General features: G+C 59.8%; 13 protein-coding genes. 3 read left to right on the top strand and 10 right to left on the bottom strand.

The window, feature by feature from the left end:
• Positions 1-158: 158 nt before the first annotated feature.
• On the bottom strand, positions 159-2,411 hold the full coding sequence (gene parC, locus A3GO_RS0100560) for a DNA topoisomerase IV subunit A (RefSeq protein ID WP_029131745.1): 2,253 nt from the start codon (positions 2,409-2,411) through the stop codon (positions 159-161).
• A gap of 160 nt (positions 2,412-2,571) precedes the next feature.
• Entirely contained in the window at positions 2,572-3,249 is a 678-nt protein-coding gene (gene trhA / locus A3GO_RS0100555) for a PAQR family membrane homeostasis protein TrhA (protein ID WP_029131744.1), read from the bottom strand.
• Positions 3,250-3,493: 244 nt separating this feature from the next.
• Between trhA and A3GO_RS21865 the strand changes: the two genes are divergently transcribed.
• On the top strand, positions 3,494-4,789 hold the full coding sequence (locus A3GO_RS21865; protein ID WP_051301681.1) for a hypothetical protein: 1,296 nt from the start codon (positions 3,494-3,496) through the stop codon (positions 4,787-4,789).
• 188 nt (positions 4,790-4,977) lie between these two features.
• On the opposite strand, the gene A3GO_RS21860 is transcribed toward A3GO_RS21865, so the two are convergent.
• Positions 4,978-5,577, bottom strand: a complete 600-nt coding sequence (locus tag A3GO_RS21860) for a CNP1-like family protein (protein ID WP_084609614.1) — start codon at positions 5,575-5,577, stop codon at positions 4,978-4,980.
• 30 nt (positions 5,578-5,607) lie between these two features.
• Entirely contained in the window at positions 5,608-7,497 is a 1,890-nt protein-coding gene (parE, locus tag A3GO_RS0100540) for a DNA topoisomerase IV subunit B (RefSeq protein ID WP_029131743.1), read from the bottom strand.
• 200 nt (positions 7,498-7,697) lie between these two features.
• On the opposite strand from parE, the gene A3GO_RS26475 reads away from it, so the two are divergent.
• Together A3GO_RS26475 and ispA are read left to right on the top strand one after the other, a co-directional pair.
• A complete protein-coding gene (locus tag A3GO_RS26475; protein WP_037374359.1) occupies positions 7,698-7,952 on the top strand; it encodes an exodeoxyribonuclease VII small subunit in 255 nt (84 codons plus the stop codon).
• On the top strand, positions 7,942-8,844 hold the full coding sequence (ispA, locus tag A3GO_RS0100530) for a (2E,6E)-farnesyl diphosphate synthase (RefSeq protein WP_037374357.1): 903 nt from the start codon (positions 7,942-7,944) through the stop codon (positions 8,842-8,844). The genes A3GO_RS26475 and ispA overlap by 11 nt, the downstream gene beginning before the upstream one ends.
• A gap of 202 nt (positions 8,845-9,046) precedes the next feature.
• Here the strand turns inward: ispA and hybE are convergent, their stop codons facing one another.
• Genes hybE through cybH form a run of 6 tightly spaced genes read right to left on the bottom strand, consistent with a single transcriptional unit; the run spans position 9,047 to position 12,578 of the window.
• Entirely contained in the window at positions 9,047-9,640 is a 594-nt protein-coding gene (hybE, locus tag A3GO_RS25060) for a [NiFe]-hydrogenase assembly chaperone HybE (protein ID WP_051301679.1), read from the bottom strand.
• On the bottom strand, positions 9,637-9,855 hold the full coding sequence (locus A3GO_RS0100520; RefSeq protein WP_029131740.1) for a rubredoxin: 219 nt from the start codon (positions 9,853-9,855) through the stop codon (positions 9,637-9,639). The genes hybE and A3GO_RS0100520 overlap by 4 nt, the downstream gene beginning before the upstream one ends.
• Complete coding sequence (locus tag A3GO_RS0100515) at positions 9,852-10,712, bottom strand: hydrogenase expression/formation protein (protein ID WP_029131739.1); 861 nt, start codon at positions 10,710-10,712, stop codon at positions 9,852-9,854. The genes A3GO_RS0100520 and A3GO_RS0100515 overlap by 4 nt, the downstream gene beginning before the upstream one ends.
• Positions 10,713-10,734: 22 nt before the next feature.
• Positions 10,735-11,154 (bottom strand): thioredoxin domain-containing protein, encoded by a 420-nt coding sequence (locus A3GO_RS0100510; protein ID WP_029131738.1) that lies wholly within the window; start codon positions 11,152-11,154, stop codon positions 10,735-10,737.
• 3 nt (positions 11,155-11,157) lie between these two features.
• Entirely contained in the window at positions 11,158-11,898 is a 741-nt protein-coding gene (locus A3GO_RS21850; protein WP_037374355.1) for a HyaD/HybD family hydrogenase maturation endopeptidase, read from the bottom strand.
• On the bottom strand, positions 11,895-12,578 hold the full coding sequence (gene cybH, locus A3GO_RS0100500) for a Ni/Fe-hydrogenase, b-type cytochrome subunit (protein ID WP_029131737.1): 684 nt from the start codon (positions 12,576-12,578) through the stop codon (positions 11,895-11,897). The genes A3GO_RS21850 and cybH overlap by 4 nt, the downstream gene beginning before the upstream one ends.
• Between the last annotated feature and the right edge of the window lie 7 nt (positions 12,579-12,585).

Raw genomic sequence — 12,585 nt, 5'->3', positions numbered from 1 at the left:
ACAACCCGGGACTATTTGCCCCGGCACCGGAAAAATTATTGGCTTACGCCCTCGGCTAAACCGACCTGTCGGCTACAGCAACTCACGAAGTCAGCACCACCCTGGCACTCTGATTCAAACCAGTCATTAACGTGATTCAGGCTGCGAAAAACCAGAATTTACAACTCCACCTCAACCCGATCCACCTTCTGGAAACCGCGCGGCAGCTTGCTGCCCCGGCGACCCCGCTCGCCCTGGTAGTGCTCCAGGTCGGCCAGTTTCAGCGTAATATGGCGCTTGCCGGAGTGGGCCGTAAGCCTTCCGCCCTCGGGCACGCAGGCTACGGCCACCACAAATTCGATGCGATCCTCCACCCGCTTGGCGGGGATACCGATAATCTTGTTGCCCTTGCCGCGACTCAGGGCGGGCAGTTCGGCAACCGGGAAGGTGAGCATGCGACCCTCATTGGTAACAGCCACCACCCGATCGCTGTCCCGATCGGTCACCTGCACCGGATGCAGTACCCGGGCCCCTTTCGGCAGGGTCAGCAGCGCCTTGCCGGCCTTGTTTTTGGCATGCAGTTCCTTCAACTGCACCAGGAAACCGTAGCCGGCATCGGAAGCAACCAGATACCACTGTTCCGGATCGCCCCCCAGCACCACGCTGAAAGTAGCCCCGCTGGCGGGGGACAACCGCCCGGTCAGGGGCTCTCCCTGACTGCGGGCCGATGGCAGGGTATGCGCCGGCACCGAATAGCTGCGTCCCGTCGAGTCGATGAATACCGCTGCCTGGTTACTGCGCAAATGGGCGGAGTCCAGATAATTGTCGCCGGCCTTGTAGCTGAGACTGGCGGGATCGATGTCATGCCCCTTGGCGGCCCGCGCCCAACCCTTCTCGGACAGCACCACGGTGACCGGTTCGCTCGGGGTGAGATCGGTCTCGGCCAGCGCCTCGGCAGCCTGGCGTGCGACTATGGGTGAACGTCGCTCATCCCCGTATTTCTCGGCATCCTCCTGGATCTCCTTGCGGATCAGGGTGGTCATGCGCTGCTTGGAACCGAGCGTCTTCTCCAGCCACTCCTGCTCCTTTGCCAGCTCATCCTGTTCGGCACGGATCTTCATCTCTTCCAGCCGCGCCAACTGGCGCAGTTTGGTATCCAGGATGTAGTCGGCCTGCAACTCGGTCAGATCGAAGCGCTGCATCAATACCGGTTTCGGCTCATCCTCGCTGCGGATGATGCGGATCACCTCATCCAGATTCAGGAATGCGATCAACAGGCCATCCAGCAGATGCAGCCGGTCTCGTACCTTGCCCAGACGATGCTCCAGACGGCGGCGCACCGTCTCATAACGGAACTCGAGCCACTCCCTTAGCAGGCCCAGCAGGTTCTTCACCTGGGGCTTGCCGTCGAGACCAATCACGTTCATGTTGACCCGGTAGGTACGCTCCAGATCGGTGGTGGCAAACAGGTGGGACATCAGCCGCTCCACATCAACCCGATTGGAGCGCGGCACAATCACCAGGCGGGTCGGATTCTCATGATCCGACTCATCCCGCAGGTCTTCCACCATGGGCAGCTTCTTGGCCTGCATCTGCTGGGCGATCTGTTCCAGGATCTTGGCCCCCGAGACCTGGTGCGGCAACGCCGTGATCACCACATCACCCTGTTCCCGGATATAGCGGGCGCGCATGCGGATGCTGCCACCACCGGTTTCATAGACCTTCATCAGCTCCTCACGCGGGGTGATGATCTCCGCCTCGGTGGGATAATCCGGACCCTGGATATGCTCACACAGCTCTTCCAGGGTGCTCTTCGGACTTTCCAGCAACCGGATACAGGCACTCGCCACTTCGCGCAGGTTGTGCGGCGGCACATCGGTGGCCATGCCCACGGCGATACCGGTAGTGCCGTTGAGCAGCAGATTGGGCAGGCGGGCCGGTAACATGGATGGCTCTTTCAGCGTGCCATCAAAATTGGGCACCCAATCCACCGTCCCCTTGCCCAGCTCGGCGAGCAGCACCTGGGCATAGGGGGTGAGACGCGCCTCGGTGTAGCGCATGGCGGCAAAGGACTTGGGGTCATCCGGCGAGCCCCAGTTACCCTGACCATCCACCAGAGTGTAGCGATAGGAGAAGGGCTGGGCCATCAGCACCATCGCCTCGTAACAGGCGGAATCGCCGTGCGGGTGGAACTTGCCCAGTACATCACCCACGGTGCGGGCTGATTTTTTATGCTTGGAGCCGGCCGAAAGGCCCAGCTCCGACATGGCATAGACAATACGCCGCTGCACCGGCTTCAGGCCATCGCCGATAAACGGCAACGCCCGGTCGAGGATCACGTACATGGAGTAATCCAGGTACGCCTTCTCGGTAAACACCTTTAACGGCATCCGCTCGATGCCCTCGATACTCTGGTCGATTCCGTTACTCATATCACCCTGTCAAACCGGTTGCCAGGAATCAGCCGGGTTTAACACCAGCAGACGCCCGGATATCACACATGGAGGGGGATCATACGAAAAGCGCCGGCAGATGTCACAGGGAGTTGCATAACCCGTGAGCGGGCCAGGCAAACCGAGGGCAAACAGGGAATCAGCGGGGTAACGACAGCCAGTGGCCGTCCGGGATTACGTAAAACAGCACGGCAAAAAAATGGAACGCACTGCCCGCCAGCACAAACAGGTGCCAGATGGCGTGATTGTAGGCCAAGCGTTCCCAGGCATAGAAGATCACGCCCAGGGAATAGAACAGGCCACCAATCACCAGCAGGGTCAGCCCGCCCACCCCGATTGCCTCCAGCATCGGCTGAACCGCCGCCAATGCCAGCCAACCCAGTCCCAGATAGAGCGTGAGTGAAACCTTCTTGTAGCGCTGCTCGGTAAACAGCTCGAAGATCATGCCGACGACAGCAATGCCCCAGACCGTGCCAAACAGCCACCAACCCCAGCTCTCCCGCATACTGACCAGGGAAAACGGGGTATAGGTGCCGGCAATCAGCAGAAAAATCGTGGCGTGATCAATCTGGCGCAAAACCCGCTTGGCCTTGGGGTGGGGAATACTGTGATAGAGCGTCGAAGCGGTATAGCAGAGGATCAGCGTGGCACCATAAATGCTGCTGCTGGCAATGTGCCAGGCGTTGCCATAGAGCGCGGAGAAGGCCACCAGAACCGCCAGACCGGCGATGCTCAGGGCGACGCCGATGCCATGGGTCACGGCATGGGCGATCTCTTCACCCAGACTGTATTCCAACACCGGCACTTCCGAAGCCATTACGATCTCCTCAAACGGTCGTTTAATCAAGGATGGTCCGAGCCAACCGGAGTGTCAAGATCGGGAAATCCATGACAAGGCGTCCCGGTCACGCATCAGGATCGGTTATGATCGGAAGCATTTATTCAGCCAAATTTGCCGCTGAACCCGCACCTACCGATACTGAACCCGTTGGAGCTGCCTTGGCCACGATAAACCTCAGCCCCATCTGTATCACTCACCTACTCGCAGGAGCCCGGGGCCTTTGAAACAACTCCACCAACGGGCGGCCGAAAAGCTGGCAGGATCAATCCTGTTCCTGATGGCGCTGCTGTCGATCCTGCACGGTCTGTATGGAAATCTTCCTGCCTATCTGGCGGGTGGGGCCGGTTGGCTGACAGCCCTGCTGCTGGCAACCAGCACCAATACGGTGCAGCGAATTCAGGTAATCGCCATGCTGCTGGTGGGCGGCTGCGGACTGCTCTGGGGGGCACTCTCCGGCGCAGTAATTCCATTTGAAAAGGTGTTCAGCACCAATCAGGCCATGCTGGCCATGCTGGCCTCGGTCAGTTTCCTCAGGCTGGTTACCCAGCCCGCTATCTGTGACGAGGCATTGCCACAGGGAGACAGACCACTCTGGCGCACCCTGTTCGGGGTTCATTTTCTCGGAACCGTGATCAACATGTCCTCGATTGTCATCATCGGGGACCGGCTCTCCGCCAACCGGGCCATGACGCCGTTGCAGGCCTGCGTACTGTCCCGCGGGTTTGCCATGGCGGCCTGCTGGTCACCGTTTTTTGCCGCCATGGGTATCGCCCTCTCCAATGCCCCGGGATCTCAACTGACCACCCTCTCCACCGTGGGTTTTCCGGTGGCCATGCTGGCATTGCTGTTGACTGGCTGGGAACTGACCCGCAACAGCCGTGCCGACAGCTTTCACGGCTATCCGATGCAGTTCAGTGCATTGTGGATTCCGGCCCTGCTGGCACTCATGTTGATGCTGCTGCATCACGCCTGGCCGACCATCCCAATCCTGACCCTGATCTCCACCCTGTCACTCTCGGTGACCTTGCTGTTACTGCTGCTCCGACATGGGAGAGCGGGGCTTGGCGCCTATCGTCAACACATCCGCGTCGGACTGCCGCGCATGTCAGGTGAGTTGCTGCTGTTTCTCGCCGCCGGGGTGCTGGCCACCGGTATCGCAAGCGCCATCCAGGCCAGCAACCTCTCGGTGGATGTGCAGACTTTCGGGGCCACTGAGGCGAGCCTGCTGCTGCTGACAATGGTATCGGTATCGGTGATCGGCATTCATCCCGTCATCAGTATTGCCACCGCCGGGGGCATCCTCTCACCGCTGGGGGTCGACCCCAATCTGCTCGGTATCACGTTCCTCATGACCTGGGCGATTGGCGTCAGCACCACACCCTTTTCCGGCCTGCATCTGACCATTCAGGGCCGATACCATATCAATGCCTTCACACTGCTGCGCATGAATGCGGGCTTTGCCCTGGTGATGCTGGGTGTCGCTACGCTGGCGCTCCATCTTTACACCGGTGTTTGAAGCTCCGCCGGGGTTGGGCCTGGTCTAGGAGTCTGTCGGACTTAACACTGATCTACTGCGGAAAAGCCGGATTTGGCCATATTTTCCGGTCTTCCTCGTTGAATAGGCCCACTATTCGCCTCGAAAGATCAAAAAATCTGTCTCAAATCGGCTTTCCCTCGCTACGATCGGTCAAGCCCGACAAACTCCTAGTAAAACCCTGATTCTCGGACCTGCGGTCTGGCATATTTGAGTTCACGGATGATCTTTTCCGCGCTGAGATTCACAATATGGAAATTGCAGAAATAGAACTCGGCCAGGTCCTTGCGATAGCGGGTATAGCCATTCTCCGAAATCGGCTTCCATTCGATGCGACGCGGCCGCACGAACTTGCCCTCGCCATTACCAAAAGCGTAGGTCTTGTATTCATTCGTCGTACAACGCATTCCCTCGAAGGCGACATTATTCGCCCCGTTGCGGGATCTGATCACCAGGGTATAGCGCACAACTCCATCCGCCTCGGTATAGCTGATGGAGTTGGCGTCGATAAAATAGCTGAAAGAGGCGCTGGGTCGGGTGACCTGAAATTCAATCAGATTGTCATCTTCCGGAAAGGGTGGAAGCTGGGAATCTTTCTCAGTCCACTCATACTCCTCCACATTGGGATTGACCGACTCGTTTGGCCCGTAAAAATTGGCGTCCCCCTTCTTTGCCGTCAGGGGACTATTGCTCTCCGCCAGCCCCACCTGTGACAGCAGGAGTGCGATCAAGCCGACCCATAAATTACATCTGCTTGTTGATTTCGTCATAGTCTGAAGTCACCGGCAGGGAGACAACGATTACACCTCCGCCAGATCACCTTTCTCCTGTAGCCAATGCTTGCGGTCCGAGGCCCGCTTCTTCGCCAGCAGCATATCCATCATACCGTTGGTGTCATCACCCGCGTCGATGGTCAATTGCACCAGCCGCCGGGTATCCGGATCAATAGTAGTCTCGCGCAATTGCAGCGGATTCATTTCGCCCAGCCCCTTGAAGCGTTGGACACTTACCTTGCCAGTCAGTTTCTCCGCGGCGATCCGATCCAGCACGCCCTGACGCTCGGAGTCGTCCAGCGCGTAAAAGATATGTTTACCCACATCGATCCGGTAGAGCGGCGGCATTGCCACATAAACATGCCCCTCCTGCACCAGCTTGCGGAAATGCCGCAGGAACAGGGCACAGAGCAGCGTGGCGATATGGGCGCCGTCCGAGTCGGCATCGGCGAGGATACAGATCTTGCCGAAACGCAGCTTACTCAGATCATCGGAGCCCGGCTCCACGCCGATCGCCACCGAGATGTCATGCACCTCCTGGGACGCCAGCACCTCGGCGGAGTCCACTTCCCAGGTATTCAGGATCTTGCCCCGCAACGGCATGATCGCCTGAAACTCCCGGTCCCGTGCCTGCTTGGCCGAACCGCCGGCGGAATCACCCTCCACCAGGAACAGTTCGCTACGGGTGGTATCCACACTGCTGCAATCGGCCAGCTTGCCGGGCAACGCCGGTCCCTGGGTCACCTTCTTGCGCAGCACCTTGCGGCCTGCCCGCAGCCGCGACTGGGCGGCATTGATCGCCATGTCGGCCAGCCGTTCACCCGCATCGGTATGCTGGTTCAGCCAGAGGCTGAAGGCGTCTTTCACCACGCCCGATACAAAGGCCGCACACTCGCGGGAGGAGAGTCGCTCCTTGGTCTGGCCGGAGAACTGCGGATCGGCCAGCTTCACCGACAGGATGTAGCAGCAGCGACCCCACACATCCTCCGGCGCCAGTTTGACCCCGCGCGGCAGCAGGTTGCGAAATTCGCAGAACTCCCGCACCGCGTCGGTAAGACCGGAACGCAGCCCGTTGACGTGGGTACCGCCCTGGGCGGTAGGAATCAGGTTGACATAGCTCTCGGTGACCGCCTCGCCGCCCTCCGGCAGCCAGGCCACGGCCCAGTCGGCCGCCTCGGAATTTCCGGACATGGAGCCGACAAACGGGGGCTCGGGTAACAACTCCAGCCCCTGCAGGGCATCCAGCAGATAGTCCTGCAGGCCATCCTCGTAATACCACTCGTAGTTGTCGCCACTGTTCTCATCCAGAAACAGCACCTTCAACCCGGGACAGAGTACCGCCTTGGCGCGCAATACATGCAGCAACTGGCGCACCGAGAATTTCCCTGAATCAAAATATTTGGCATCCGGCCAGAAGCGCAGCCGGGTGCCGGTGTTGTTCTTGCCAACCCGGCCCACCTCTTCCAGATCGGACGCCTTGTGGCCACCGGCAAAGGCCATGTTGTACTCGGCGCCGTCACGTTTGACCCAGATTTCCAGATGCTTCGATAGCGCGTTCACCACCGACACACCGACACCGTGCAGACCACCGGAGAACTGGTAATTCTTGTTGGAGAACTTGCCGCCCGCATGCAGCTTGGTGAGAATCACCTCAACTCCAGGCAGTCCCTGCTGCGGATGAATATCCACCGGCATGCCACGGCCGTCATCCTTCACCTCAAGCGAGCCGTCCTTGTACAGGGTGACCTCGATGGTGGTGGCGTGGCCGGCGACCGCCTCATCCACGCTGTTGTCGATCACCTCCTGAGCCAGGTGATTTGGGCGGCTGGTATCGGTATACATGCCGGGGCGTTTACGCACCGGCTCCAGGCCACTCAGCACCTCAATGGCGGAAGCGTCGTAAGAACTGCTGCTCATGGATTAAAAACCTGACTGATTGACACACAATGGAGCCAGAGTTTACACGCCCCCACGAAGCGATGCGAGGGGCAGCCTCGCGCCCTGCAGATGAAGCGGAATCGGTCCCGGTTCGCTGTCCGCTGTTGCAACAGCACCGATTGACCGCCACCCTTCCTCTGGTTAAGGTTTACCCATGCAAACCAACAACGAGCCGCACCGTGCCGAAAAAAGAACCCGTCATTAACGAAAACAGTGAACCTTCGTTCGAACAGGCCCTGAGCGAATTGGAGTCCCTGGTGGAGACCCTGGAGCAGGGCGACCTCTCCCTGGAAGAGTCCCTGAAGTCCTTTGAGCGGGGCGTAGCCCTCACCCGCACCTGTCAGATGGCCCTGAAGGAGGCGGAACAAAAAGTTCAGATCCTCTCCGACCAGCGCATCGACGCCGAACCGGAACCCTTTGACCGTGACAACTGAGTCCGCCCTCAAGCAGTACCTGATTCAGTGTCAACAACAGGTGAATGCGGCTCTCGAACTACAATTGCCTGCCGATAGCATCCAGCCCCAGCAGTTGCATCGGGCCATGCGCTACGCCACCCTGAACGGCGGCAAACGCATCCGCCCCATGCTGGTCTACGCCGCCGGCGCAGCATTGGGGGTGGAGCCGGAGCAACTTGATGGGCCGGCCTGCGCGGTCGAGCTGATCCACGCCTATTCCCTGATCCATGACGATCTACCAGCCATGGATGATGATGATCTCAGGCGCGGTCGACCTACCTGTCATAAGGCATTTGATGAAGCCACGGCGATACTCGCCGGCGACGCCCTGCAGACCCTCGCCTTCAAGGTATTGTGTAAGGATGAAGTATCCCCCTTCGCGCCGCATATTAGACTGGAAATGCTCGAAACCCTGGCCCACGCCAGCGGTTCCCGCGGCATGGCGGGTGGACAAGCCCTGGATCTGGCGGCGGTGGGGAGGCAAATCGATCTGGCCCAGTTGGAAAACATGCATATCCACAAGACCGGCGCCCTGATCCACGCCAGTGTCAAGCTGGGTTGTCTGGCGGCCACGAAGGCTGAACCGGCCCAGACCCGTCAACTGGAACACTACGCCAACTGCATCGGCCTCGCCTTCCAGGTACAGGACGATATCCTGGATGTGGAGGGCGATACCGCCACCCTCGGCAAGACCCAAGGCAAGGACCAGGCCAACGGCAAACCGACTTATCCTTCCCTGATCGGACTGAAAGGCGCCAAGGAGCTGGCCCAGAACCTGCGCCAGGATGCCCTCGCCAGTCTCTCGGAATTGGATGAGCGTGCCGACCCGCTGCGCTGGCTGGCCGACTATATCGTCAATCGTGACGTTTGAGTCAACGCCCACCGATCACTCGCCATTTATCAAGATAAACATGGGTAGGGGCAGACCCTGTGTTGCCCCTTATGCATTCCCACGCAGAGCGTGGGAACGAGAAACCCTGCCTATCCGGATAATAAGGTGTAGGTGCCGGCCCCCGTGCCTGCCCTTTGTTCGCATCAATCCCAGCCTGCCGGGCAACCACCGGAGGTTGCCCCTACGACAATCCGGTGAACAGCTCGCGCCGGGTCAACGGAGTCTCCAGCCGCTCGGACAGGCCCGGTCCCTCTTCGAGTGGGACGCTTTCTGTCTCTGTATCTGTCGCCAACTCATTACCGCCCGCCCACGCCTCGGCAATCTCCCGGCTACGGGTCACGACTTCAGAGCGGTTCTCCTCAAGCATGAGGCCACGCATAATCTCCTGTGCGGTCGCCACCGCCAGCTCCTGGGAGTCGAACGGCTGCATGGGTGAAAACAGGGAACAGGCCTGGTAGCGGCCCTGATGGTGATCAAGCGCCGGCTCCTCGGCGACAATGAATTCGTACAACCCGGAAGGAAAGGCGTGAGTGATCTTCTCCCCCGGTCGGCGCTTGGCAAGGCTGTCGGCCTCTGTGCCACCCAGCAGGATCAGATTCATGAACCAGGGGGTGATCAGCACCCCCAACTGGTAGCCTTTCCAGGGGATAAAATCCACCGCCTGCACCCACAGTGCCGGGTTGAGTATCGGCACCCCGACCATGCGGGTCTGTTCGATATGACGAAACAGCCCCTCCAGACGGACCACCTCGACCGGTCGCTTGGGCCCACTCACGGCATTACCATAAAATCGTCCTTACGGCCGTCACAGTTGGGACAGCTCCAGTCAGCCGGCAACTTGGAGAACGCTGTGCCCGGTGGGATCTGCCAGTAGGGGTCACCCTCCACCGGATCGTAGACATACCAGCAGATCTTGCACTCCAGCCGCGACTCGTCGTTAAGCTTGTCCGCGCTGCCACCGTAAGAGCCGGCAAAAAAGGCCGCGCTCATCGGTAAATCTCCAGGATTTCATTGAGTCGCTGTGCACTATCGGCAATGTCTTCCGGGGCGGCACAGGCCACCGCCGGCACGTCGGTCACCTCCAGGGTATTGAGGATGTTGTTATCCTGGGAGTTGAAGTATTGCACCCACCAGACGTAGCGCATCTGGGTGCTGGTGATACGGCAGTTGCCATAACCCCGTGAGAGGATGGTGACCGAACCGGCACCCAACAGCTGGTCGAGAAAGGCCAGGTCCTGCTCGGTCTGTGGCAGCAGGGTCAGGTTGATCACGTGGGGTGGCACAGCAGAACGGTAGGCGAGCGATTTTTCATCCAGTTCCGCCACCAGTGGCGGTGCATTCAGCACCCCCTCCGGCAGGGGGGCATCCGGCAGAACCAGATGCTCTGCCGCCGCTGCAAAGGTGGCCTGGCGCACCAGTCCGGGGATATCCGCTACCTCCAAGGTATCGCGTAGCAAGGTACCCTCCCGGTCCAGGTAGCGAACCCGCCACAGGCCCGCCAGTACCGATTCCTGAATCCGTGTCTGCGATTTACCGGCAACCACGATGCTCACCTCCCCTTCTCCCAGCAACTGATCCAGCAGCGCCAGGTTGTCCCTATCCAGATCACTTAACTCAAACAGTGAGGGGGGATCACCGACCCGATAATCCCTCAGAACACCCTGTACATCATCCAGTAGCTGCCGGGCCTGCAGCAGATCCCCCACCACCTCCGGTTCCGGAATCTCCGGCATGGCAAAAGTCGACATACTTTCTGGCATCGCCTGATAGTTCAGCTCGGCCCCGTCCGTTTCCGAAGGCTGTGTTCCCGCGCCGACGGCCGCAACCGACAGTTCGTAATAACCCATGATTTGTCTCCTCAGTCTGCCGCTAACCCCGGCCGGCAGCCACCACCGGAATACCGACGCCACGTACATGCACCGCATCGGCACTCAACAGCCGCTCGATCTCACCCAGGTAGTCGCTCCAGTTCTGTACCCGGGTGATCGCCCCCAGATACTGCTCGCCACGCAAAAACACCAGCGCCGGCCAACTGCTAAAGGGAAAGCGTTTTTGCAATGCCAGTTCCGCCTCGCGGGCCACCACTGCCACGCTGAATCGGCCGGCAAACCGGCCTGCCAGTTCGGGCAGGATTACCGCCACGTCGTTACTCTCCGGATACTGTTTGGGATCACCGGTAAAAAACAGTACCGAATGTTCCTGTCGCGCCAGAAACGGTTCCAGCGTGGTTTCATCCAGTTCCGGATAACCCTGCTGTTGGATCATCTGTCTAATCAATATTGATGGCATCTGCTACTCCTCTCGCTCAAACCGGGCCCGACGATAGGAGTCCAGGTGCTGGTCCAATCCAACCTGCAGGAATTCCCCCCCCAGATCGGCCGGTCGATAACCCACCTCATAGGTGCCAGACCAGACCACCCGTTCATCCCCCAGCCGGCACGCCTGCTCCGGCCCCGGCCGCTCCGTTTCATAGCGACGGATATCGTCAATAGCAGCGGCGTAGGGATCGATTTCAAGCGGCGAGGATCGAGGTCGCACCGCTATCCCCTGGTGTCGCAGATAGGCCACCGCGTGCTGCAAGGCCGGTTCGATCTGCGCCTTTATCGCCGGACGCAGGCTGCCGCCGAAATCCTCGATCTCTTCCGGCTGCACCCCGATCAGCAACAGCTGTTGCGGGTAGTCACCCAGCATCTCCGCCAGGGCCAGCACCTCCTGGAAGCCGGTCTGGTGCAGGCTCACCTTCTTCACCCCGAGGTATTTCGGTACCGCCTCGCCCTCTATCAATTTCAGGGTGCCGGGTGGCAGTCCGTAGTCAATGGCGTCGAACACCACCAGCAGATCGGCGTCGCGCACCTCCTGCACCAGGTAGACCCCTTGGGTGCCGCCATCCATCACCCGCACGGAATCGGGCGTGTGATAGCGCTGTTGAAAAGCCTCCACTGCACGCACCCCGAACCCCTCATCGGCCCACAGCAGGTTGCCGATTCCCAAGATCAGTACGTGGGGAAGCCGCTTCGCTGTCGCGCCGCTCATGGCCGGTCATCCTTGAAGGTGCGCCAGCCGCTGATCATGGTGCTGATCAGGCTCTGGCGGGAAACGATATCCTCGCGGATCGCCACGTAGACGTGCAGCATCACGAACACCACGATCACCCACATGCCCCAGTGGTGCCACAGGCGCACATCCTGGCTCTGTCCTACCAGCGGGATCAGCCAGCCAAACAGGCTGTCCTGCCAGCTGCCCAGGCCGGTCTGTTCCGCATACAGGGCAAAGCCGGTGAGCAACATCACCGCCCCCCCCACGGTGATGATCGCCACCATGAACAGGTGAGCCAGTGGATTATGGCCGACGTACTTCTTCGGCTCCTTCTCCAGAAAGGCGTACCAGCGAACTTCGTGCAGCAGGTCTTTCCAGAATTTCCGGTGCAACAGTGGCAACTTGAACAGCTGACGGGAATATCTATTGCCCACCATCGCCCAGTAGATCCGGCCCAGGAAGCCAACCGCGAAGATGTAGGCCGCGGCAAAGTGGACGAAGCGGATAGTACCCATCAGGAAATGGTCGCTGGCTTCCCCCGGCAGGGTCGGTAACGGATGGGCAATCAGATAACCGGTAATCGCCAGCAAGGTAATGGAGAGGGCGTTGACCCAATGCCAGACCCGAACCGGGGCTTCATAGACATAGACCGCCCCTGTGTTGATTTCTGTCTGCATAATTGTG

The sequence above is a fragment of the Sedimenticola selenatireducens DSM 17993 genome (assembly GCF_000428045.1).
Classification (GTDB): Bacteria; Pseudomonadota; Gammaproteobacteria; order Chromatiales; family Chromatiaceae; genus Sedimenticola; species Sedimenticola selenatireducens.
The sequence above is the reverse complement of the archived record's forward strand: the minus strand, read 5'-3'. Positions and strand labels throughout refer to the sequence as shown.

What these genes read in the sequence shown, in the direction of transcription:
- parC (WP_029131745.1), bottom strand. Translation starts at nt 2,411, where the DNA reads ATGAGTAACGGAATCGACCAGAGTATCGAGGGCATCGAGCGGATGCCG.
- trhA (WP_029131744.1), bottom strand. Translation starts at nt 3,249, where the DNA reads ATGGCTTCGGAAGTGCCGGTGTTGGAATACAGTCTGGGTGAAGAGATC.
- A3GO_RS21860 (WP_084609614.1), bottom strand. Translation starts at nt 5,577, where the DNA reads ATGACGAAATCAACAAGCAGATGTAATTTATGGGTCGGCTTGATCGCA.
- parE (WP_029131743.1), bottom strand. Translation starts at nt 7,497, where the DNA reads ATGAGCAGCAGTTCTTACGACGCTTCCGCCATTGAGGTGCTGAGTGGC.
- A3GO_RS0100520 (WP_029131740.1), bottom strand. Translation starts at nt 9,855, where the DNA reads ATGAGCGCGGCCTTTTTTGCCGGCTCTTACGGTGGCAGCGCGGACAAG.
- A3GO_RS0100515 (WP_029131739.1), bottom strand. Translation starts at nt 10,712, where the DNA reads ATGGGTTATTACGAACTGTCGGTTGCGGCCGTCGGCGCGGGAACACAG.
- A3GO_RS0100510 (WP_029131738.1), bottom strand. Translation starts at nt 11,154, where the DNA reads ATGCCATCAATATTGATTAGACAGATGATCCAACAGCAGGGTTATCCG.
- A3GO_RS21850 (WP_037374355.1), bottom strand. Translation starts at nt 11,898, where the DNA reads ATGAGCGGCGCGACAGCGAAGCGGCTTCCCCACGTACTGATCTTGGGA.
- cybH (WP_029131737.1), bottom strand. Translation starts at nt 12,578, where the DNA reads ATGCAGACAGAAATCAACACAGGGGCGGTCTATGTCTATGAAGCCCCG.